This window comes from Bradyrhizobium sp. SRL28 (genome assembly GCF_018596315.1).
Lineage (GTDB): Bacteria > Pseudomonadota > Alphaproteobacteria > Rhizobiales > Xanthobacteraceae > Bradyrhizobium.
This window is the reverse complement of sequence record NZ_JAHEAG010000020.1, coordinates 1-20,465: the sequence shown is the minus strand read 5'-3', so window position 1 is coordinate 20,465 and position 20,465 is coordinate 1. Positions and strand designations below refer to the sequence as shown.

At 63.9% G+C, this 20,465-nt stretch carries 21 protein-coding genes and 1 pseudogene; 10 read left to right on the top strand and 12 right to left on the bottom strand.

Features of this window, described 5'->3' with window-relative positions; translation table 11 throughout:
• Nucleotides 1–6 precede the first annotated feature (6 nt).
• From pdxA to KIP88_RS29325, 4 genes and pseudogenes are all read right to left on the bottom strand, one after another.
• Nucleotides 7–1,041 carry a 4-hydroxythreonine-4-phosphate dehydrogenase PdxA gene (gene pdxA, locus KIP88_RS29340; RefSeq protein ID WP_214491594.1) on the bottom strand — a complete coding sequence of 345 codons (1,035 nt, stop codon included), beginning with the start codon at nucleotides 1,039–1,041 and terminating at the stop codon, nucleotides 7–9.
• Nucleotides 1,038–2,151, bottom strand: a pseudogene (locus tag KIP88_RS29335) (four-carbon acid sugar kinase family protein). Before KIP88_RS29335 ends, pdxA begins: the two are co-directional and overlap by 4 nt.
• A gap of 2 nt (nucleotides 2,152–2,153) precedes the next feature.
• The gene (locus KIP88_RS29330; protein ID WP_214491593.1) at nucleotides 2,154–3,617 is read right to left on the bottom strand and encodes an FAD-binding oxidoreductase; all 1,464 of its coding nucleotides are present in this window, start codon (nucleotides 3,615–3,617) and stop codon (nucleotides 2,154–2,156) included.
• A gap of 25 nt (nucleotides 3,618–3,642) precedes the next feature.
• Nucleotides 3,643–4,566 carry a dihydrodipicolinate synthase family protein gene (locus KIP88_RS29325; RefSeq protein WP_214491592.1) on the bottom strand — a complete coding sequence of 308 codons (924 nt, stop codon included), beginning with the start codon at nucleotides 4,564–4,566 and terminating at the stop codon, nucleotides 3,643–3,645.
• Between the two features lie 132 nt (nucleotides 4,567–4,698).
• On the opposite strand from KIP88_RS29325, the gene KIP88_RS29320 reads away from it, so the two are divergent.
• Entirely contained in the window at nucleotides 4,699–5,532 is an 834-nt protein-coding gene (locus tag KIP88_RS29320) for an IclR family transcriptional regulator (protein ID WP_214491591.1), read from the top strand.
• 45 nt (nucleotides 5,533–5,577) lie between these two features.
• Here the strand turns inward: KIP88_RS29320 and KIP88_RS29315 are convergent, their stop codons facing one another.
• From KIP88_RS29315 to KIP88_RS29300, 4 genes are all read right to left on the bottom strand, one after another.
• Complete coding sequence (locus KIP88_RS29315) at nucleotides 5,578–6,792, bottom strand: GGDEF domain-containing protein (protein ID WP_214491590.1); 1,215 nt, start codon at nucleotides 6,790–6,792, stop codon at nucleotides 5,578–5,580.
• Nucleotides 6,793–7,027: 235 nt separating this feature from the next.
• Nucleotides 7,028–7,504 (bottom strand): 30S ribosomal protein S9, encoded by a 477-nt coding sequence (gene rpsI, locus KIP88_RS29310; protein WP_214491589.1) that lies wholly within the window; start codon nucleotides 7,502–7,504, stop codon nucleotides 7,028–7,030.
• Between the two features lies 1 nt (nucleotide 7,505).
• Complete coding sequence (gene rplM / locus KIP88_RS29305; RefSeq protein WP_214491588.1) at nucleotides 7,506–7,970, bottom strand: 50S ribosomal protein L13; 465 nt, start codon at nucleotides 7,968–7,970, stop codon at nucleotides 7,506–7,508.
• Nucleotides 7,971–8,124: 154 nt separating this feature from the next.
• A complete protein-coding gene (locus KIP88_RS29300; RefSeq protein ID WP_214491587.1) occupies nucleotides 8,125–8,553 on the bottom strand; it encodes a PaaI family thioesterase in 429 nt (142 codons plus the stop codon).
• Nucleotides 8,554–8,638: 85 nt separating this feature from the next.
• Between KIP88_RS29300 and KIP88_RS29295 the strand changes: the two genes are divergently transcribed.
• From KIP88_RS29295 to nadC, 8 genes are all read left to right on the top strand, one after another.
• The gene (locus KIP88_RS29295; protein ID WP_214491586.1) at nucleotides 8,639–9,463 is read left to right on the top strand and encodes an enoyl-CoA hydratase; all 825 of its coding nucleotides are present in this window, start codon (nucleotides 8,639–8,641) and stop codon (nucleotides 9,461–9,463) included.
• Between the two features lie 127 nt (nucleotides 9,464–9,590).
• Nucleotides 9,591–10,175 (top strand): CoA-binding protein, encoded by a 585-nt coding sequence (locus KIP88_RS29290; protein ID WP_214491585.1) that lies wholly within the window; start codon nucleotides 9,591–9,593, stop codon nucleotides 10,173–10,175.
• A gap of 151 nt (nucleotides 10,176–10,326) precedes the next feature.
• On the top strand, nucleotides 10,327–11,607 hold the full coding sequence (locus tag KIP88_RS29285; protein WP_214491584.1) for an O-acetylhomoserine aminocarboxypropyltransferase: 1,281 nt from the start codon (nucleotides 10,327–10,329) through the stop codon (nucleotides 11,605–11,607).
• 211 nt (nucleotides 11,608–11,818) lie between these two features.
• Nucleotides 11,819–12,340 (top strand): hypothetical protein, encoded by a 522-nt coding sequence (locus KIP88_RS48555; protein ID WP_214491583.1) that lies wholly within the window; start codon nucleotides 11,819–11,821, stop codon nucleotides 12,338–12,340.
• A gap of 37 nt (nucleotides 12,341–12,377) precedes the next feature.
• Nucleotides 12,378–13,334 carry a hypothetical protein gene (locus tag KIP88_RS29275; protein ID WP_214491582.1) on the top strand — a complete coding sequence of 319 codons (957 nt, stop codon included), beginning with the start codon at nucleotides 12,378–12,380 and terminating at the stop codon, nucleotides 13,332–13,334.
• Between the two features lie 54 nt (nucleotides 13,335–13,388).
• Nucleotides 13,389–14,375 (top strand): quinolinate synthase NadA, encoded by a 987-nt coding sequence (gene nadA / locus KIP88_RS29270; protein ID WP_214491581.1) that lies wholly within the window; start codon nucleotides 13,389–13,391, stop codon nucleotides 14,373–14,375.
• Nucleotides 14,372–15,928, top strand: coding sequence for an L-aspartate oxidase (locus KIP88_RS29265; protein WP_214491580.1), 1,557 nt, complete (start codon nucleotides 14,372–14,374; stop codon nucleotides 15,926–15,928). Before nadA ends, KIP88_RS29265 begins: the two co-directional genes overlap by 4 nt.
• Entirely contained in the window at nucleotides 15,925–16,794 is an 870-nt protein-coding gene (gene nadC, locus KIP88_RS29260) for a carboxylating nicotinate-nucleotide diphosphorylase (RefSeq protein ID WP_214491579.1), read from the top strand. Before KIP88_RS29265 ends, nadC begins: the two co-directional genes overlap by 4 nt.
• Before the next feature lie 9 nt (nucleotides 16,795–16,803).
• Here nadC and KIP88_RS29255 read toward each other — a convergent pair whose 3' ends face one another.
• Together KIP88_RS29255 and KIP88_RS29250 are read right to left on the bottom strand one after the other, a co-directional pair.
• Entirely contained in the window at nucleotides 16,804–17,613 is an 810-nt protein-coding gene (locus tag KIP88_RS29255) for an FTR1 family protein (protein ID WP_214491578.1), read from the bottom strand.
• Between the two features lie 152 nt (nucleotides 17,614–17,765).
• Nucleotides 17,766–18,857: a COX15/CtaA family protein gene (locus tag KIP88_RS29250; protein ID WP_214491577.1), complete on the bottom strand. Its 1,092-nt coding sequence runs from the start codon at nucleotides 18,855–18,857 to the stop codon at nucleotides 17,766–17,768.
• Between the two features lie 106 nt (nucleotides 18,858–18,963).
• On the opposite strand from KIP88_RS29250, the gene KIP88_RS29245 reads away from it, so the two are divergent.
• Nucleotides 18,964–19,176 carry a DUF2842 domain-containing protein gene (locus KIP88_RS29245; protein ID WP_214491576.1) on the top strand — a complete coding sequence of 71 codons (213 nt, stop codon included), beginning with the start codon at nucleotides 18,964–18,966 and terminating at the stop codon, nucleotides 19,174–19,176.
• 215 nt (nucleotides 19,177–19,391) lie between these two features.
• On the opposite strand, the gene KIP88_RS29240 is transcribed toward KIP88_RS29245, so the two are convergent.
• On the bottom strand, nucleotides 19,392–19,571 hold the full coding sequence (locus tag KIP88_RS29240; protein WP_214491575.1) for a hypothetical protein: 180 nt from the start codon (nucleotides 19,569–19,571) through the stop codon (nucleotides 19,392–19,394).
• Nucleotides 19,572–19,587: 16 nt separating this feature from the next.
• Nucleotides 19,588–19,812, bottom strand: coding sequence for a hypothetical protein (locus KIP88_RS29235; protein WP_214491574.1), 225 nt, complete (start codon nucleotides 19,810–19,812; stop codon nucleotides 19,588–19,590).
• Between the last annotated feature and the right edge of the window lie 653 nt (nucleotides 19,813–20,465).

Below are 20,465 nucleotides of genomic sequence, written 5' to 3'. Positions count from 1 at the left end.
CCGGTGTTATTGCTTTGCGGAGGTACCGCCGGCCAGGCGCTCGGCGTAGTCGATGGCCTCGATCAGGCTGTGCTCGTTGGCAATGCCGTTGCCTGCGATGTCGAAGGCCGTGCCGTGATCGACGGAGGTGCGGATGATCGGAAGCCCGAGCGTGATGTTGACGCCGGAAAGTTCCTGCCAGCGGCCGGTCGCGGGATCGACCTGGAAGCCGAGCAGTTTTACTGGAATATGCCCCTGGTCGTGATACATCGCGACGACCGCATCGAACTGGCCGGCGCGCAGCTTGACGAAGATGGTGTCGCCCGGCACCGGCCCGACGACGTCGAGGCCATCGGCGACCGCCTTGGCGATGGTCGGCGCCGAGACATCGATATCCTGCCGCCCGAACAACCCACCCTCGCCCGCATGCGGATTGAGCGCCGCAATGGCGATCTTGGGGCGCGCAATGCCGAGCCGGCGCAGCGCGTCGTCGGTGAGGTCGATCACCTGACGGAGCCGCTCCGGGGTCAACCGCTTCGGGACATCCTCCAGCGCCACATGGGTCGAGACATGGCTGACGCGCATGTTGCCATGGGCCAGCAGCATCACCGAGCCGCGCACGCCGGTCAGATGCGCCAGCATCTCGGTATGCCCGGGATAGTGGTAACCTGCCTTGTTGAGCGCTTCCTTGTTCAACGGCGCGGTGACGATGGCCGCGGTCCGGCCGGCCTGTGTCAGCCGCACGCCCTGCTCGATCGCCTTGAACGCAAACCGTCCGCCATCGGCACTCAGCACGCCCGGAAGGATCGGCGCGCCTTCGGCGTCGGCCTGCAGAAAACAGAGATTGGGCCAATCGGCGTCTTCGGCGTTCACCTGCGGGATCGCAACGCTGGCGCCGAGTGCAGCCTTTGCGCCGTTCAACGCGGCGCCGCTGCCGATGATCAGCAGGCGCAGATCGCCCTTGGTGATCCTGTCCTGCAATCCGATGCAGGCCTTGACGATGATCTCTGGTCCGATCCCTGCCGGATCGCCCATGGTGATTGCGAGATGGCGAGAGGTCATGTCGGTCTCCCTGTGCTGAGCAACTGATTGTCATGGAGCAGATCGCGCCACAGCTCCCTTGTACCAAACGCACCGGATTTAGAGATCACGTCGACGCCGGCCCAGCGGCCGCCCTGAAGGGTGGACCGTGGAAGTCCCGGCACGAGACGCCCGGTGACTTTTAACGCATGCGCGCCGAGCGCGAGACAGACGACTTTCCAAGGTCTCGCCGCCCGCGACGATCAGCGTGCCGGGCGGATCAAGTGCTCCGATCAGCGTGGTCATTTCACGCGCGATCCGCCGTGCCGCCTCTGCGCGCGACAATCTCTCGGGCAGCGAAAATTTCACCAGCGCTACGCCGTCACCGGCAAGCTTGCGGTGCACCCGCGCTGCACCTCCGGCGTCGCCTTCGGCAAGCGTGATGGCGGCCTCGCCGCATGCCTCAAGCTGGGACGCGGTGACGGACTGATCGGAGCCGAACAATCCCAGCACCGGCTTCTTCAATTGGCGCGGCACGTCGGCACGGCTGCCGCGCGCCAGGGCACCGGCCAATCCACCGCTCCCGCACCACAGGACGGGTGCGGCCAGGCGTCGTCCCATCTCGACCACGCGATCGAGATCGCGGTCGCTCTCGGCATCGAAGACCTGAACGCCGCCATAAGACAACGTGTCGGGCCGGCCTTGCCGGGCATCGATATTCTCCGCCTTCAATTGCGCCAGCAGATTTTTACCGACCGGATACCAGTCACCCTCCGGCGTGCGGGCGAATTGCTGGCCGTCGCGGGTGCGGCGGCCCTGATAGTCGAAGGCCGGCGCGACGACGCAGGACGCCCAATGGCCGCTGCGCAGGCAAGCGCCGAGTTCCGCCGCCCACGCCCCGCGCAGCAGACTGTCGACTTTCTTGTAGGCGATCGTGCCCTCGTGCAGCAGCGGCGCCAGCCGCCCGACGATTTCGGCGCTCTCAGCCTTTGCGAGTTCGCGTGTGCCGCTGTCGATCGCCAGGCTCGACAAGCTGTTCGTGGAGAGCGCCTCGCGCCAGGTCACGTCGAATGGGCCGCACAGACCGACGAACTCGGCCGCGGTGTCGAGCGCACCGGTGAGGTCGTCAGCAAGAAGGCGGACGCTCGTCATCGTCATGCGGCTCCAGCGCTGCCGGTTACACCGCGCTCGCCCGCGAAGATCTTGCCTGGATTCATCAGGCCGTCCGGGTCGAGCAGTTGCTTGATGCCATGCATCAGGTCGATATCGAGCGGATCAGCCACACGCGCGAGCCGGCCGCGATTGGTGATGCCGATGCCGTGCTCGGCGCTGATGGCGCCGCCCTGCGCCGCGGTCTCGTCGTCGACGATCTCGTTGATCCGCGCCACCAGCGCGGCGGTCGCATCAGGGTCGCTGCAGCGATCGCGGTCGATCAGGGCGACCACGTGGATGTTACCATCGCCGATATGGCCATGCATCACCACGCGCGCATGGGGAACGGCCGCTGTGATCCTGGTCTCGACATTGCTGACGAACGCGGCCTGACGCTCCAGCGGAACCACGCTGTCGTGCGACACCACGTAACCGCTGCGCCTGTTGCCTTCGGAAACGCTGTGCCGCACCGCCCAGATCGCCTTCGCCTGGGCGAGGCTCGATGCCAGCACGGCATCCTCGGCCAGGCCTGCATCCATTGCCTCCGAAAGCACGGCGGCGAGCGGCTCGTTGAGGTCGATCCCGGCCAGCGTGTCGGTCAGTTCGACGATCAGGTACCACGGTGTGGTGAGTTCGAAGGGAACGGCGATATGCGGCACGGTCGCGGCAATCGCCTCGATCTGGCTGCGCGACATGATTTCGAGGCTGCCGAGCCGGTCGCCGACGGCGCCGCGCAGGCGCTGCATGATCTGGAGGGCCTGCTCGACATCATGCAATTTGAGCAGTGCCAGGGCCGAGCTGCGCGGCGGCGCGAACAGCTTCAGCACCGCCGCGGTGACGATGCCGAGCGTTCCTTCCGCGCCGATGAAGAGCTGCTTGAGCGCGTAGCCTGTGTTGTCCTTGCGCAGCGCGCGGAGGCCGTTGAAAATGCGTCCGTCCGGCAGCACCACTTCCAGCCCGAGCACCAGATCCCGCATCGGTCCGTAGCGCAGCACCGCCGTGCCACCGGCATTGGTCGAGATATTGCCGCCGATCTGACAGGAGCCCTCGGCCCCGAGGCTCAACGGAAAATAGCGGTCCGCCGCCGTGGCGGCCGCCTGCACCTCGGCGAGGATGCAGCCGGCCTCTACTGTAATCGTATTGGCAAGCGGGCTCACGTCGCGCACGCGCCGCATGCGGTCAAGCCGGATCACGACATTGAACGCGCCGTCATCCGGCGTGGCGGCGCCGCACATGCCGGTGTTGCCGCCTTGCGGGACGATCGGCAGCTGCCTTTCGGCACAATATTTGACGACGGCGGCGACCTCGTCAGTTGAGCCGGGCCGGACGACTGCGATGGCACGACCGTGATAGCGCCCACGCCAGTCCACCACATAGGGTTCCTGATCGCCGGCGGAATCGATGACATGATTGTTGCCGACGATATCAGCCAATCCAGCAAGAATATCCTGGGTGGATTCGGACATTAGCTCGCCTCGTCACCTACCCAGACTAGACGCTCACCGCGGCAAACGCGCCGGCGTCGGCAAGCAGCGCCTTCACCTGCGCAGCCGGCAGGGACTCCAGCGGCGGCCGGAGGCGTTGCCATCCGGTATGGCCGGTACGCTCAGCGACCAGCGCCTTCAGCGATGCCATCTGCGGAAAACGCGAGACAAGCTCTCGCGCCTTCACGATGCGCGCCTGCGCCGCCGCAAGCTCGGCGTCATCGTCGCGGTTGCGGAAATGCCGGTAGACATAGGCGAGATCGCGCGCCACGAGATTGGAGGTCGCGGTGATGCATCCCGCGCCGCCCTTGCGCAGCAGCGGCAGCAGCAGCGGATCCGCGCCGGCCAGCACCGCAAAACCCGGGAAGCGCTCGACCATCGCGGTCATGTTGGCGAAGTCGCCGGAGGAATCCTTGATTCCGACGAAGGTCACCGGATAAGCCGCCCGCAGCCGCTCGATCAGTGCATGCGAGATCGGCTGCGCCGACATCTGGGGAATGTGGTAGAGCACGATCCGCAATCGCGCATCGCCAAGCCGCTGCACGACTTCGCTGTAGGACGCATAGACACCGTCATCGGTGACGCCCTTGTAGTAGAACGGCGGCAGCATCACCACGGTATCGACGCCCACCGAGAGCGCGTGACGCGTCAGCGCTATCGTTTCGCTGAGCGCCGCGACGCCGGTTCCGGGCAGCAGCCGATTCGGCGCGATGCCGTCGCGCACGACGGCCTCGAGCAGCGCGGTGCGTTCAGCGGCCGAGAAGGAGTTGGCCTCGCCGGTGGTGCCGAGCATCGCGATGCCATCGCACCCCTCGCTCAGCAGGTAGCGGCAATGCGCGACGAAGCGCGCGTGATCGGGGGCGAGCTCGGTGTCGAGCGGCGTCAGCGCCGCACAGAACACGCCACGAGGATGCAGGGACGACGTTGACAAATTTCCTCCGATCGCCGAAAAGGCATTGTTCGGAATGCGAACTTTTGTTGTTTATTTGATGCACCTTCCTAGGACCGGGCCTGCGCCACGTCAAGGGCCGCCGGCCTTCGTTGTTGCAAGCAGGCATTTGAGATGGCCAAGGCACCCAAAGCACCCGCCAAGCGGGCGTCACCCGCGCCGCCGAAGAATCCCAAGAACTACGTTGCATCCGTCAGCAAGGCCTTCGCGGTGCTGCAGAGCTTTTCCAGCGAAGCCTATGAATTGACGCTCAGCGAGATTGCCGCGCGCGCCGGTCTCGATCGCGGAACGACGTTCCGCCTGATCCAGACCCTGATTGAACTCGGCTATCTCCAAAACATTCCGCAGAGCCGCCGTTTCCGGCTCGGCGTCGCCTGTCTCGATCTCGGCTACACGGTGCTATCTGGCGGAACGCTGCGCGCTTTGGCCGAGCCGTTGCTGCGCGACCTCGTGCCGTCAGTGAGCGACGCGGCGTCGCTCGGCGCGCTCGACGGAGGCGACGTGATCTATCTCGCGCGCGTCGGCACCGGCCTCGACCGGCACAAGATGGACCGCCGGCCCGGCACGCGAATTCCGGCTTACAGTGCAGCCCTCGGCCATATCATGTTGGCGCACCTGCCGCGCGACGAGCAAATCCGCCGGCTGGAATTGCGGCCGCGCGTCAAATTGTCGGAGCGAACGCTGACAGACCTCGATGCCCTGCTCGACCGGCTCGACCTGGTCAGACAGCAGGGCTACGCGGTCTCTGACGGCGAAAATGCCTACGGTCTCCGCACGCTGGCAGCGCCGGTCTTCGGCGCGCAGGGTTCGGTGACTGCCGGTTTGAGCGTGACGGTCGATGCGACGCGCATGGACATGGCCGCCTTCCGCGACCATGCCCTGCCCCAACTGATGCGTGTCGCGGCTGTCGTGCAGGAGCTCGCGATGAAGGCTGGCCTGTCGAGCTAGCGACGCTACCTTCCTTGGGCCCGCCTTGTGCTGCCACGCACTTCGCTAGGTCGCCGGCACCGGGCGTTGCGAAGCTCCGCGGCCGGCGGTCTTGCGCCGCCAGTTCTCCAGCGACAGCGGCAGCTCTTCGGCGGCCTCGACCCGATTACGGCCGCCACGCTTGGCCTGATAGAGCGCGGTATCGGCTGCCGCCAGCAACACTTCGAGCTCCGTGCCCGCCGGCCCGCCGGCGACGCCGATGCTGACGGTGGTATCGACTGGACCTTCCTCGCAGACGATGCCGGCCCCTTCGAACGCCTCGCGTACGCGTTCGGCGACGATCACGCCCTCGTCCAGCGAACACGCCAACAGCGCCGCGAACTCCTCACCGCCGATCCGTCCTGACAGGTCGCTGATGCGCAAATTGCTGACCACGACGGTGGAGAACAATTTGAGGATCTCGTCGCCCGCGGGATGGCCGAAGCGGTCGTTGATGCTCTTGAAATGATCGATGTCGAAAATCATCACCGTCACGGGTCGCCCAGCGATGGCCTCGCGTTCGATCACCCGGTTGCTGGCTTCCGAAAAACCGCGGCGGTTCAGCATTCCGCTCAGGGGATCGACCGAAGCCGCGGTCTTGTGCACCGTCACGGCGCGGTCCGACACCAGCATGAAGATGACGAACACCGTGCCGATGGCATAAAGAATCAATTCGATCGAGAACGCCGTCACCCAGATGCTACTGGTGAAGGTTTCGTCATGCGGGCGCAGCAGGCTGCCGAGCAGGATCGGCAGCGCCAGCACGCAACCATGCATCACGGGCACGACAATCGTCGGCCAGCGCTTGTGCATCGTCCGCCGCCGTTCGTTCCACAATTCGGAAGCCGTCAGTCCCGCATAGATCGCGACGATCGCTGCACCGACGATCAGCCGCATGGCGGGATTCAATGACGGCACAGCCAGCGCCATGCCGACCCAGGCGATCGCGCCAAACAACAGCCCCGGCAAATTGGGCTTGCGGCCGTGGAATACGCGCGAGGCGTTCCAGACCATGCCGCAGGCCACGAAGCCGAGCGCATGCAGCGCCAGCAACAGCGGCTCGCCGAGTTTGGCGCCACCGATGGTCCAGATCGCCACCGACGATGCGCCAAGCAGATAGGCCGTCCCCCACCATTTCAGGGCCGGGATGTTTTCCTGCTTGCCGAACAGCAGCAGCATGGCGCCGAGCATGCCTGCGACCATCGTGGCAAACAGATATAGCGTAGAGGTATCGAACGACATGGGCTCACCCGAACGCGTGTGATGCAGCTTGTTCGGCGCACACTGAAATGCAATTTCGCGCCATTCCATCGTGAACACTAGAAGCGCCGTGTTCGAAATCCGTTGTCGCGGGTAAGCAAGTTTTCACGAAAATCCGTGGTAACCCATCACTAAATAGTAAGCAAAAAGGGCGCCCGATTGGGCGCCCTTTTCGTCTCGCGAATGCAGCAATGCGCTGCAAATTTTAGCGAAGCAATTAGCGCTTCGAGAACTGGAACGACTTGCGCGCCTTCGCCCGGCCGTACTTCTTGCGCTCCACGGTGCGGGAGTCGCGGGTCAGGAAGCCGCCCTTCTTCAGGACGCCGCGCAGATCCGGCTCGAAGTTCGTCAAAGCCTTCGAGATGCCGTGCCGCACGGCACCCGCCTGGCCCGACAGACCGCCGCCGGCGACCGTGCAGATGACGTCGTACTGGCCGGCGCGCGCGGCGGCGACCAGCGGCTGCTGGATCAGCATCCGCAGCACCGGGCGGGCGAAATAGACTTCGACTTCGCGGGTGTTGACCACGATCTTGCCGGCACCCGGCTTGATCCAGACGCGGGCGACCGCGTCCTTGCGCTTGCCGGTGGCATAGGCGCGGCCGTACTTGTCGACCTTCTTGACGTATTTCGGCGCTTCCGGCGACGCCGTCTTCAGCGACGCCAACTGGTCGAGCGACTGCATGGTATCCGACATCTTATGCGGCCCTCATGTTCTTGCGGTTCATCGAAGCGATATCAACCTTCTCGGGCTGCTGGGCTTCATGCGGATGTTCGGCGCCGGGGTAAACGCGCAGATTGCCCATCTGCACGCGACCGAGCGGACCGCGCGGGATCATGCGCTCGATGGCCTTCTCGACCACGCGCTCGGGGAAACGCCCCTCGAGGATCGACTTCGCGGTGCGCTCCTTGATGCCGCCGATGAAGCCGGTGTGCTTGTAGTAGACCTTGTTGTCGCGCTTGCGACCGGTCAGCACGACATGGGCCGCGTTGATGATGACGACGTTGTCGCCGCAATCGACGTGGGGCGTGTAGGTCGGGAGGTGTTTGCCGCGCAGGCGCATGGCAACCAAAGTCGCGAGCCGGCCGACCACCAGACCCTTGGCGTCGATCACGACCCACTTCTTCGTCACCTCGGCGGGCTTTGCCGAATAGGTTTTCATGTGAGGAAATCCGTGAAAATGGAAATCGGCGCCAGATGCGCCGAACTGGCGGGTTTCTAGAGAATGGGACGCTGTCCGTCAACGCCATTTCGTGCAAATTACATTAGAAAAAACAACAGCTTATAAATATGGTGTAATGCTACCGCTAAAAACTCTATGTATTTGGAATGGAGTAGGTCGCCGTCACATGGGCGATCGGGTCGGGCGACGATCCCGATAGCAGGTTCACCTCGCCGACCGCCAGCCGCTTGCCGAGCTTCAACAGCTTCGCAGCGGCCAGCACGTCCTGGCCGGGCAGGCCCTTGCGCAGGAAATTGATGTTGAGGTTGGTCGTTACCGCGAGTCCCACCGGGCCGATTGCCGAGAGCAGCACCACATACATCGCAAAATCGGCCATCGCCATCAGCGTCGGCCCCGACACCGTGCCGCCCGGACGCAGCATGCGCTCGTCATAGCGCCGCCGCAGCAGGCAGGTCTGGCCGTCGGCGCTCTCGATCGTGATATCGCCGTCGCTGAACGCTTGCGGAAATTCCTCGCGGAGGAACTTCTCCAGCTCAGCCACGCTCATTTTCGCTGCTGCCATGCCGCCCCTGCCCTCGATTAAGGGTGCCTGTTACATTAGGTTGTCATCAAAGCCCAAACAAAATCTCGGAGTGGAAACCTCAGAAATGCCCGCCCAGACTGCTCGCGCACCCACGCCGCAACCTCCGATCCTGCTGCAGGAAAACGTCGGCAGCATCCGCCTGCTCACCCTCAACCGACCGGCGGCGCGCAACAGCCTGTCGGAGGGCCTGATCGCCGAGCTGCACGGCGCGCTGAAGCAAATCCATGACGACAACAGCGTGCGCGCCGTCGTCATCGCGGCCAATGGTCCGGCCTTCTCCGCGGGCCACGACATGAAGGAACTGACCGCGCGCCGCAGCGATGCCGACCGCGGCCGCGCCTATTTCGGGCAGATCATGAACGCCTGCAGCGCGATGATGCAGGCGGTCGTGCAACTGCCGAAGCCTGTCGTTGCCGCCGTGCAGGGCATCGCGACCGCCGCCGGCTGCCAGCTTGTGGCGAGCTGCGATCTCGCGGTCGCCTCCGAGGCCGCAGGCTTCGCCACCCCCGGCGTCGATATCGGCCTGTTCTGTTCGACGCCGATGGTGGCGCTGTCGCGCAACGTCCCGCGCAAGCAGGCGATGGAGATGCTGCTCACGGGTGAACCGATCTCGGCGGCGACGGCCAAGAATATCGGCCTCGTCAACCGCGTCGTCGCCGCCGGCACCGAGCGCGATGCGGCGATCGCGCTGGCGCAGAAGGTCGCGCTCAAATCCGCCTATACTGTCAAGCTCGGCAAGGAGGCGTTCTATCGCCAGGCCGAAATGAGCCTTGCCGACGCCTATCGCTACACGGCGGAAGTGATGACCGAGAACATGATGGCACGCGACGCCGAGGAAGGCATCGGCGCCTTTATCGAGAAGCGCGAACCGAAGTGGCAGGATAAGTGATTATCCGTCATTGCCTGCAACAAACGCGAAGCGTTTGTGCAAGGGAGCGAAGCGAAGCAATCCATAGCGCGGCATAACGGACAGATGGATTGCTTCGCTGCGCTCGCAATGACGCAAGAGGATACAGATGAACCACGACGCCTACGACGATAACTACATCCGCAGCATCCTCAACGGCGTGAAGTCGATCGCGATGGTCGGCGCCTCGCCGGTCAATGTGCGGCCGAGCTACTTCGCCTTCAAATATCTGGCGCAGCGCGGCTATGACATGATTCCGGTCAATCCAGGCCATGTCGGCAAGAGCCTGCTCGGAAAACCCTTCGTCGCCTCGCTGTCGGATATCGGCCATCCCGTCGACATGATCGACATCTTCCGCAATTCCAGCCACATCATGCCTGTTGTCGACGAGGCCCTGACATTGTCGCCACCGCCGAAAGTGATCTGGATGCAGCTCGGGGCGCGTGATGACGCGGCCGCCGAAAAAGCCGAAGCGGCCGGCCTCAAGGTCGTGATGAACCGCTGCCCGAAGATCGAGTACGGACGGTTGTCGTCGGAAATTTCATGGATGGGAGTCAATTCGCGCACGCTGAGCTCGAAGCGCGCACCGATCCCGACGCAGGGCATGCGGCTGTCGCTGAACCGGATGAGCGTCGGCGGCGGTGCGACGACAGCATCGGATCGCGCCGCAAAGAACAAAAGCGAGCCGACGTGAGGCAATGCGAAACGATTATTTCGAATACGCGACCTGAAGAAGCAGACCCGTTTTCAATCCGCCACTTGTGAACGCCTCGCCTTGACGGCGGACGCGGCTACGATCAGCATGCCGCGCATTTCGCGCAAGCCAACGAACAGGACGCAAAAGAATGACCGACCGTCTCCCGGGATTTTCGACCCTTGCCGTGCATGCCGGTGCGCAGCCCGATCCCACCACCGGCGCACGGGTGACGCCGATCTATCAAACCACGTCCTTCGTGTTCAACGATGCCGACCATGCCGCCTCGCTGTTCGGGCTGCAGGCGTTCGGCAACATCTATACACGCATCGGCAATCCGACCACCGCCGTGCTGGAAGAGCGCATTGCGGCGCTGGAAGGCGGCACCGCGGCGCTTGCGGTTGCCTCGGGGCACGCGGCGCAGGTCGTGGTGCTGCAACAATTGCTGATGCCGGGCGACGAGTTCATCGCCGCTCGAAAACTCTACGGCGGCTCGATCAACCAGTTCACGCATGCGTTCAAGAGCTTTGGCTGGAACGTGGCGTGGGCCGATCCCGACGATATCGGCAGCTTCGAACGTGCAGTGACGCCGCGCACCAAGGCGATCTTCATCGAATCGATCGCCAATCCCGCCGGCAGCATCACCGACATCGAGGGAATCGCGGAAGTGGCCCGCAGGGCCGGCGTGCCGCTGATCGTCGACAACACGCTGGCGACGCCGTATCTGATTCGCCCGATAGATCATGGCGCCGACATCGTCGTGCACTCGCTGACGAAATTTCTCGGCGGCCACGGCAATTCGCTCGGCGGCATCATCGTCGACGGCGGCACCTTCGACTGGTCGAAGGACAACAAATACCCGATGCTCAACGAGCCACGGCCGGAATATCACGGCATCAGGATCCAGGAGACGTTTGGCAATTTCGCCTTCGCGATTGCCTGCCGTGTACTGGGCTTGCGCGACCTCGGCCCGGCGATCTCGCCATTCAACGCCTTCATGATCCTGACCGGCATCGAGACGCTGCCGCTGCGCATGCAGAAGCATTGCGAGAATGCCAAGGCGGTCGCGGAATTTCTTGCCGGCCATTCGGCCGTGGCGTCCGTGAACTATGCCGGCCTCGCCAGCGACAAGTACAACAAGCTCGCGCGCAAATACGCGCCGAAGGGTGCCGGTGCGGTGTTCACCTTCAGCCTGCGGGGCGGCTACGACGCCGGCGTCAACCTGGTGTCGAACCTGAAGCTGTTCTCGCATCTGGCCAATGTTGGCGACACCCGCTCGCTGGTGATTCACCCGGCATCGACCACCCATAGCCAGCTCGACGACGCCGCCAAGGTGAAATCCGGCGCCGCGCCGGATGTCGTACGTCTGTCGATCGGCATCGAGGACAAGGAAGATCTGATCGCTGATCTGGAGCAGGCGCTGAGTGCCTGAGCGCCTTTGGCGGTACGCAAGTATCTGCAGGGAAAACTCGTCATGCCCGGGCTCGTCCCGGGCATCCACGTCTCAGAAGCCGCCAAGGAAGACGTGGATGGCCGGGACAAGCCCGGCCATGACGGCGAACGTTCGAAATGACAAGCCTCTCGTTAATGCTCATTCCGGCATAAAGTGGCGCTGAGCCGCCCTCGATGATTCGGAGCCAACGATGCTGCGCTGGATGACACCGTTTCTGGTCGCGATTTTCGCGGTCGGAACCGCTGCGGCCGACGAGAGCCCCGGAGCCGCCAAGGCCGCCGATGGCCCGACAGCAGTGAAGCCGGCCGACCCTCCTGCCGCCGCCAAGCCCGCCGAGAATCCGGCCGCGACGAAGCGCACCGAAAAAAAAGCCGCCGGCAGGCGCGCCGCGTTCCGGGCCGCCAGCCAGTTGCCGCCGGGCTTGCCGCGTGCGCATTACAATTATCGCACCACGGTTGCCCCGCCGGCGCCTCCCCTTTATGTGCGGCGCGGCCGTACCTTGGTGGTCGAAGAAGAGGTGCTCGTGCCGACCGGCATCAAGGCCTATGCGCCGCGCATCTTCGGCACGCCGCTCTTGCCGGGATCATCGACACTGCCCGGCTACTACGGCACCAGTCATTCCTACAGTTATGACGGCCCCTATTATGGCGGCCCCTATGAGCCGTACTGGAATCGCCTGCCATACGCTTGCGGCGTGTACGGATATTGCTAAACGCGCATTGACCAAACAACGGAGACGGACGACCGACGTGGCAGGGGTATCGCGGAAAGCCAGCAAAACGGGCGCTGCCAATGCGACCACGGCGGACCTGGTCGCCGTCCTCGTCGCCGTCACCGACGGCGAACCCAAGATCATGACCATCGCCAACGCCGGCGCGCTGCCGAGCGGCCCGTTCGAATTCGCACACCGTTCGCTGCAGACGGGATTGCGGGCATGGGTCGAGGCGCAGACCGGCCATCCGCTCGGCTATGTCGAGCAGCTCTACACGTTCGCCGATCGCGGGCGGGCCGGAGATGCCAAGTCGCCGCATTCGATCTCGATCAGCTATCTGGGCTTGACCCGCGAGGACAAGGTCGGCCATGGCTTTGAGGCCCATTGGTCCGGCTGGTACGAGTATTTCCCCTGGGAGGATCAACGCTCCGGTCTTCCCGCCACGCTGGCGAAGACATTGGCGTCGCGGCTGCGGGCGTGGTCAAAATCCGCAGCTACCGCCAGCCTGCAACGCGAACGCTGGCAGCGCGTCGCCATCACGTTTGGCCTCGACGAGCGCGAATGGAACGAGGAACTGGTCCTGCAGCGCTATGAACTGCTCTACGAAGCCGGCTTGGTCCCAGAAGCCGTGCGCGACGGGGCAAGCGCCGCCGCCGTCATTCCCGGCCGGCCGATGAGTGGAGATCACCGCCGCATTCTCGCAACGGGGATCGCGAGGCTGCGCGCCAAGATCAAATACCGTCCCGTGGTGTTCGAACTGATGCCATCGGAATTCACCCTGCTGCAACTGCAACGCAGTGTTGAGGCGCTTGCAGGCCGGCTGGTGCACAAGCAGAACTTTCGCCGCCTGATCGAGCAGCAGCAACTCGTTGAGGAAACTGGCGCAATCGCCGCCGATACCGTCGGCCGCCCCGCCAAATTATTCCGGTTCCGCCATGGCGTGCTGGCGGAACGGGCGGTCGTCGGAACCAAGCTCCCGCTTTCGCGCACTTGACATCGGTTATGCTCAGGATAAGTATAAGCCAATATATACTCAAGGAGAGTATAAATGGCCAGCCTCAGCTCCACTGCACGCGCCCGTTCCGCAGAGCTTTACGACCGGGTCAAACGGGTCATCCCGCCGCCTGAATGGGCTACCTTCGCCGAGGACGTCGACGCCATCCTCGAACTCAAGCGAAGCCGCAACGCCGTCGTCCTCGCGCATAACTACCAGACGCCGGAAATCTTCCACGGCGTCGCCGACATCGTGGGCGACAGCCTGCTGCTGGCGCGCGAAGCCACCAAGGTCGATGCCGACATCATCGTGCTGGCCGGCGTGCACTTCATGGCCGAGACGGCCAAGCTGTTGAACCCGGAAAAGACCGTGCTGATCCCCGATCTCGCGGCGGGCTGTTCGCTGGCCGACTCCATCACAGCACAGGACGTGCGACTGATGCGGCAGCGCTATCCCGGCGTGCCTGTCGTCACCTATGTCAACACCTCGTCGGCGGTGAAGGCGGAATCCGATATCTGCTGCACCTCGGGCAATGCGCTCAAGGTCGTGGAGTCGCTCGGCGTCGAGCGCGTGATCATGCTGCCGGATGAATATCTCGCGCAGAACATCGCAGCGCAGACGAACGTGAAAATCATCGCATGGAAAGGCCATTGCGAGGTGCACGAGCTGTTTACGGCGTCCGACGTCCGGCAACTGCGCGAAAATCATCCTGACGTGACCATCCTGGCGCATCCGGAGTGTCCGCCCGAGGTGGTCGCGGAAGCCGATTTCTCCGGCTCCACGGCCGCGATGTCGGACTTTGTCGGCCAAAAACGCCCGCCCCGGGTCGTGCTGCTGACGGAATGCTCGATGAGCGACAACGTCTCGGTGCTCCACCCCGACGTGGAGTTCATCCGGCCCTGCAATCTGTGCCCGCACATGAAGCGGATCACGCTGAAGAACATTCGCCACGCGCTGGAAACCGGCCAGCACGAGGTGACGATCGATCCCGCCATCGCCGTATCTGCCCGGCGCGCTGTCGAAAGGATGCTGGCAATATGAGCACGGAGATTTCAGCGCTCAACAACCGTCCTGTCATCATCGGCGGCGGTGCGGCCGGATTGATGACGGCGCTGCAGATGGCGCCCGAACCGGTGTTGCTGCTGTCGAAGGCGCCGCTTGGTGCGGAAGCGTCGAGCCTGTGGGCGCAGGGCGGGCTTGCCGCAGCGATGGGCGGGGATGACGACCCTGCCCTGCATCTGGCCGATACGCTGGCCGCTGGCACGGGTCTGTGCGACGAGGCCGTCGCGCATCGGATCGTTCACGCCGCACCGGCGGCGGTCGAGCATCTCGCCAGACTTGGTGTCGCCTTCGACCGGCGGGCGGACGGCGGCTGGCGGCTCGGCCTGGAAGCCGCACACGGCCGCAACCGGATTGTGCACGCGACCGGCGACGGCACGGGCCGCGAGATCATGCGTGCGCTGATCGCAGCGGTGCGCCGCTGCCCGTCGATTACCCTGCTTGAAGGCGTCGAGGCGCGCAGCCTGATCGTCGAAGACAATGCCATCAAGGGCGTACTCGCGGTGAACGCGCACGGTCCGCTGGTGATCGACACCGGTCGCGTCGTGATCGCCACAGGTGGAATCGGCGGCCTGTTTCTGGACAGCACAAATCCTGCGGGTTGCTTCGGTCAGGGGCTGGCGCTCGCGGCACGTGCGGGGGCGCTGCTCTCCGATCTCGAGTTCGTCCAGTTTCACCCGACTGCCTTCGACGGGCCGTCACGTCCGATGCCGTTGGTCACCGAGGCCGTACGCGGTGACGGCGCGATCCTGATCGACGACACCGGAAAACGCTTCATGGCGGACCAGCCTGGCGCCGAGCTTGCGGCCCGCGACATTGTCGCGCGCGCGGTCTGGCGCCACCGCGCGGAGGGACATCGCGTCTTCCTCGACGCGCGGAAACATCCGGGAGCGGAATTTGCGAATCGCTATCCCGTCATTTCCGCCTTCTGCAAAATGGCGGGGATCGATCCCACGACCGATCCGATACCGGTCCGGCCGGCGGTGCATTACCACATGGGCGGGATATCCGTGGATATCGAAGGCCGCAGCACCGTGGGTGGCCTCTGGGCCTGCGGCGAGGTCAGCCGCACCGGGCTGCATGGCGCCAACCGGCTCGCCAGCAATTCGCTGATGGAAGCGATCGTCTGCGCGCAATGGGTTGCGGAGAGCGTCCAGCGCGCGAGCGGCGGCCCGCTGAAAACGCGCGCTGCCGATGCGCTTCCTCCCGCATCCGACCCTGCCGCCGTGCGGCCGATCCTTTCGCAAGGCCTCGGCGTGCTCCGTGACCGACATGGAATCGAACGCGCGATTCGCAGCCTCTATCCGCTCGCCAACGGCCGTAGCGCGGCAGCCGATCCAGCGCTGGTTGGATTGATGATCGCGGTCGCCGCCTGGCGGCGCGACGAAAGCCGCGGCGGACATTATCGGACTGACTTCCCTGACGCCCTGCCCTCGGCAGCGCCGTCTTCCCTCTCGCTCGCCGGCGCACTCGACGTCGCCCGCGACATCGTTGAATCCGGATCATCTCTGTCTGTCGGGAGTGCCCAGCCGTGACACTTACGCCGCTTCTGCCTCTCATGTACGAGCCGCTGGTTCGAACTGCCCTGCTCGAAGACCTCGGACGCGCCGGCGACATCACCGCCGATGCGATCGTCCCTGCCGACAAGCAGTCTTCGCTGATGCTGCGGGCGCGCCAGCCCGGCGTCGTGGCCGGGCTCGACATCGCGCGCTGTGCATTTCAGCTCGTGAATCCTGCCATCCGGCTCATCGCCGAACGGCCTGACGGCAGCGTGGTGGCGCCGGGAGATGTGATCGCCGCCATCGAGGGACCGGCGCGCGGGCTGCTGACCGGCGAGCGGACGGCGCTGAACTTCCTCTGCCATCTCAGCGGCGTGGCCACCGCGACGGCCTCGCTGGTGTCGGCAGCGCAAGGCACCAAGGCGCGCATCGTCTGTACCCGCAAGACCACGCCCGGATTGCGCACGCTGGAAAAATACGCGGTCCGCGCCGGCGGCGGCAGCAATCACCGCTTCGGCCTCGACGACGCCATCCTGATCAAGGACAACCACATCGCGCTGGCCGGCGATGTCAGAACCGCGATCGAGCGCGCAAGAGCGCATGCCGGCCATCTCGTCAAGATCGAGGTCGAGGTTGATACGCTGTCGCAACTCGAACAGGCGCTTGCGATCGGCGTGGATGCCGTCCTGCTCGACAACATGACGGTCGAGGAACTGCGGCAGGCGGTGGCGATGACCGGCGGCCGGGCGATCACGGAAGCCTCCGGCCGCATCACCGCCGAGACTGCCAAAGCGATCGCCGCGACCTGCGTCGACCTGATTTCCGCGGGCTGGCTGACCCACAGCTCCGCCGCGCTCGATATCGGGCTCGACTATCTCGGACTCAATCGGCAGGCAGCGTAGCGCGGCGGATTACTCGGCCGCGCGCATGGCCTTATCCTCGCGCATCAGGCGGTTGTTGCGCTGGACCACCGAATAACTCGCCAGCGCAAACAGGATGACCAGGCCCTGGATCGACAGCGCTTCCACGGAAGGATTGAGGCCGATCGCGCTCAGGAAGGCCGAGCCCTTGGCCTCGGTCACCGTGATGATCGCCTGTTCCTGGAACTCCTGCACGGCCTCGCCGATGAACTTGATCGCCATCACGAACAGGAATGCCGAGGTAACGATGAACAGCGGCCGCAGCGGAAGCTTCCGCGCAATCATGTTGATGAAATAGAACAGCACGGCGAGGCCTGCCGCTGCCGCGGCAAGGCCGGCGAACAGGCCCGCGCTCCAGCCGCCTTCGGTCTTGGCGAGCGCGTTGATGAACAAGACGGTCTCCGCGCCCTCGCGAAAGACCGCAAAGAAGGCCAACGCGCCGACCGCCCATATCGTATCCTGTGACAACGCCTGATCAGCCTTGTGCGCGAGGTAATCCTGCCATCCACGGGGATCCTGCTTCACCATCAGCCAACCGCTGACGTAGAGCATCAGGGCGGCGGCAAGCAAAATGATTATGCCTTCCAGGACGTCGCTGTGGTCGCCCGAGTTCAGCACCGCAAACAACCAGGCCGCAACGAAGCTGGCCGCCACAGCGACGAGCGCGCCGCCATATAGCGCCTTAATGCGATGACCGGCGCCGGCTTTGGTCAGATAGCCCGCCAGCGCTGCGATCACGAGCATGGCTTCGAGCCCCTCGCGGAGCAGGATGACGGCGGCCTGGATGAATGCTGACGACATGAAACGAACCCATTTTTGTTTCGTTTTATCGTTCAAACCATCCAAGTAAAGCGGTGCGGCCCCACACAAACGCGTCAGGGGCGTCGTGCAACAAGAAACCCCTGCAAATCGGGCACTTCCCGCAAATGCCGACAGATTAGAATTGCTCAATTTCAGCCGGGTTGCCCGAGCGGCAGAATCAGTTTTTGCCGGTCGGGCTCGACGCGGCGTGCCACCAGCCGTTCGGTCTGCAAGACCACAAGCGTCAGCACCACGATTGCGACAGCCTGATGCGCCAGCGCCAGATCGATCGGCACCTGATGCAACAGCGTGAGGATGCCGAGCGCAGCCTGCAGAATGATCGCCGCCACCAGCGACCACGCGCCGCCGATAACGGCCGCGCCGGCCCGTGACCGCATGGCGTCGATGGCATGAAGCACCGCCAGTATCAGCAGCGCATAGGCGGTCATGCGGTGCTCGAACTGCACAGTAAGCGTGTTGTCGAACAAATTGCGCCACCACGGCTCCTCGAACCACAGCCGCGCCGCCGACGGAATGAAGGCGCCGTCGATCTCCGGCCAGGTGTTGTACACCCTGCCCGCCCGCAGGCCCGCGACCAGCGCGCCAAAATAGAGCTGGACGAAAGTCAGGGCGAGCAAGGCCACCCCGGAGACCTTCAGCCGCATCGGGACGATAGGCTGCGGGCGCGCCGTCATCCGCCGCAGCGTCCAGACGATTGAGGCAAGAATGAACAGGGCCAGCATCAGATGCGTCGCCAGCCGATACTGGGACACCTCGGTCCGTTGCGTTAGCCCTGAGTAGACCATCCACCAGCCGACCGCGCCCTGCAGCGCGCCAAGGGCGAATATAATCCACAGCCGCCATTTGAGCTCAGTGCTCAACACGCCGCGCCACAGGAAGTACAGGAACGGCAGCAGATAGACCGCGCCGATTACGCGTCCGAGCAGGCGGTGGCTCCATTCCCACCAGAAGATGGTCTTGAACTCCGCAAGGCTCATGCCGGCGTTGAGTTCGCGGTATTGCGGGATGGCCTTGTAGCCCTCGAACGCCTGCGCCCATTGCGCCTCGTTGAGCGGCGGCAGCGTGCCGGTGACCGGCTTCCACTCCACGATCGATAGTCCGGATTCGGTCAGCCGCGTGGCGCCGCCGACCAGCACCATGACCGCGATCAGCGCGGCGACCACGATCAGCCACCATCTGACGGCGCGGAGATGCGGAGCCTGCTGTGCGGAACTAGCGGTCATAAAACCCGTCTTGGCCAGCCTTAAAGGCGCGCTTGATTGAATTGGCGCGCCCCTTATAGTCCGCCCCTTCCCGCGCGCAACCCGCCACGAGCCTCACATATCCGCCATGACGATACGCACCCGCAAATTCTTCGGAACCATCGCACTTCTGTTGCTGGTCGTGGTGTGGTCGCTATTGGGAATGACCATCGCCCAGACGCCATGGCTGGCCAATTCCGGCCTGCGGCAGGCGATCTTCTATGTCGTGGCGGGGCTCGGGTGGGTGCTGCCGGCGATGCCGATCATCAGCTGGATGTCACGGCCGGACCGCGCCGCATAGATTAGGGCGTGTACTCACAGAACGAGAGATGTCCGCTCTTGAAGGCTAAAGCAGACATGCGCTTGTCACTCGGGAATTTCGTCTCCCCACAACGGACTCTGGCCACCTGCGCGAGAAACTACGCGGGTATGGGCGCTCTGCGGTCACGAGCAGTCCAGGGCGCGTCAATATAGAGTGCCGTCCAGCGCTTTCATGTAACCCACGGAGCAACGGTGCTATTTCTCTTTGGGCTTCGCGGCTTCCCTAGCTAATCGCTCAGCCCGCAATCGTTCGTAGTTCTTTTGGAAGGCCTCCTGCGCTTTTTCGTATTCAGTTACCGCCCTTCGCTTTTGTGCTTGTAGAAAAGCTTTTTCCGCCGGTCGTTGTGCGGGGTCTTTCGTCATTTTATCGATCATGGAATCCTCGGCTGCATTATCGACGCCATTGCTTGCGGCTAGCAGATGCCCGAACGTTTTTGATTTTGGCCGTGCGCTGCGACGCTGGCCGCGTTTTGCGGGATTGCGTTTTACGTTTCCGCTCGGGTTGCGGGTCGTGGACAGGCTCGGGTTGCGTGTTACCGACCGGCTGGGGTTGCGTATTGCGCACCGCCTCGGCCAGCATCTCGAGCAGCTCGGCCTTCGTCTTCTTATCGCTCATAGATCACCTCCGTGACCGATGAGACGACGGTAGCGCGGCTACAGTGCCCCGCAAGAAAAACCGCTGATTAAGATTGCTGGTTAAGTTTAATGGCGGTGAATTCACAGGGAAGAGCACACGTCGAACATTCGCTGCTTGAGGTGTGCTTTTTGACGCGGTTCGGACATTGCTGCTTGGCTTCGTTGGGATGCTTGCATCCGGTCGGAGCGCGACGTTCGTGATCGGAGGTGCTCGGGAAGAAACAGAAAGTTCAGCCGCAACTAGGATCGCGCCGCGGAGAATCCCGTAATTCTCCGTGCTGCTCACCATTACGTCGATCGTGATCTCGAAGAACTTCCACGGCGCACCCGAGAGCCCGCCAAAGCCTCTTCTCCGTACGGAACAAGTTGCCGAGAAGCCACACGACTCGATGGGAATCCGATGCGTGCTATCATTATGTGGCGATGCTGGCTTCTCGCGCTTAATGATGTTGTAGCAGCGAAGACGGCGCGAAGCGCGCCGCAGAGACTAGAACGCTCAGGTAATTTGCCGCGTGATTAGCGATCAGTCGGTACAACACCCGAAGGAGTCGAACCGCGACATGAGCTTGGACGATCAGAAAGCGAAATCCGGTCGTTACCTGGAGGCGCCGGACGCCGCCTCGGCGCCTCCCG

What these genes read in the sequence shown, in the direction of transcription:
- pdxA (WP_214491594.1), bottom strand. Translation starts at nt 1,041, where the DNA reads ATGACCTCTCGCCATCTCGCAATCACCATGGGCGATCCGGCAGGGATC.
- KIP88_RS29330 (WP_214491593.1), bottom strand. Translation starts at nt 3,617, where the DNA reads ATGTCCGAATCCACCCAGGATATTCTTGCTGGATTGGCTGATATCGTC.
- KIP88_RS29320 (WP_214491591.1), top strand. Translation starts at nt 4,699, where the DNA reads ATGGCCAAGGCACCCAAAGCACCCGCCAAGCGGGCGTCACCCGCGCCG.
- KIP88_RS29315 (WP_214491590.1), bottom strand. Translation starts at nt 6,792, where the DNA reads ATGTCGTTCGATACCTCTACGCTATATCTGTTTGCCACGATGGTCGCA.
- rpsI (WP_214491589.1), bottom strand. Translation starts at nt 7,504, where the DNA reads ATGTCGGATACCATGCAGTCGCTCGACCAGTTGGCGTCGCTGAAGACG.
- rplM (WP_214491588.1), bottom strand. Translation starts at nt 7,970, where the DNA reads ATGAAAACCTATTCGGCAAAGCCCGCCGAGGTGACGAAGAAGTGGGTC.
- KIP88_RS29300 (WP_214491587.1), bottom strand. Translation starts at nt 8,553, where the DNA reads ATGGCAGCAGCGAAAATGAGCGTGGCTGAGCTGGAGAAGTTCCTCCGC.
- KIP88_RS29295 (WP_214491586.1), top strand. Translation starts at nt 8,639, where the DNA reads ATGCCCGCCCAGACTGCTCGCGCACCCACGCCGCAACCTCCGATCCTG.
- KIP88_RS29290 (WP_214491585.1), top strand. Translation starts at nt 9,591, where the DNA reads ATGAACCACGACGCCTACGACGATAACTACATCCGCAGCATCCTCAAC.
- KIP88_RS29285 (WP_214491584.1), top strand. Translation starts at nt 10,327, where the DNA reads ATGACCGACCGTCTCCCGGGATTTTCGACCCTTGCCGTGCATGCCGGT.
- KIP88_RS48555 (WP_214491583.1), top strand. Translation starts at nt 11,819, where the DNA reads ATGCTGCGCTGGATGACACCGTTTCTGGTCGCGATTTTCGCGGTCGGA.
- nadA (WP_214491581.1), top strand. Translation starts at nt 13,389, where the DNA reads ATGGCCAGCCTCAGCTCCACTGCACGCGCCCGTTCCGCAGAGCTTTAC.
- KIP88_RS29265 (WP_214491580.1), top strand. Translation starts at nt 14,372, where the DNA reads ATGAGCACGGAGATTTCAGCGCTCAACAACCGTCCTGTCATCATCGGC.
- KIP88_RS29255 (WP_214491578.1), bottom strand. Translation starts at nt 17,613, where the DNA reads ATGTCGTCAGCATTCATCCAGGCCGCCGTCATCCTGCTCCGCGAGGGG.
- KIP88_RS29250 (WP_214491577.1), bottom strand. Translation starts at nt 18,857, where the DNA reads ATGACCGCTAGTTCCGCACAGCAGGCTCCGCATCTCCGCGCCGTCAGA.
- KIP88_RS29245 (WP_214491576.1), top strand. Translation starts at nt 18,964, where the DNA reads ATGACGATACGCACCCGCAAATTCTTCGGAACCATCGCACTTCTGTTG.
- KIP88_RS29240 (WP_214491575.1), bottom strand. Translation starts at nt 19,571, where the DNA reads ATGATCGATAAAATGACGAAAGACCCCGCACAACGACCGGCGGAAAAA.
- KIP88_RS29235 (WP_214491574.1), bottom strand. Translation starts at nt 19,812, where the DNA reads ATGAGCGATAAGAAGACGAAGGCCGAGCTGCTCGAGATGCTGGCCGAG.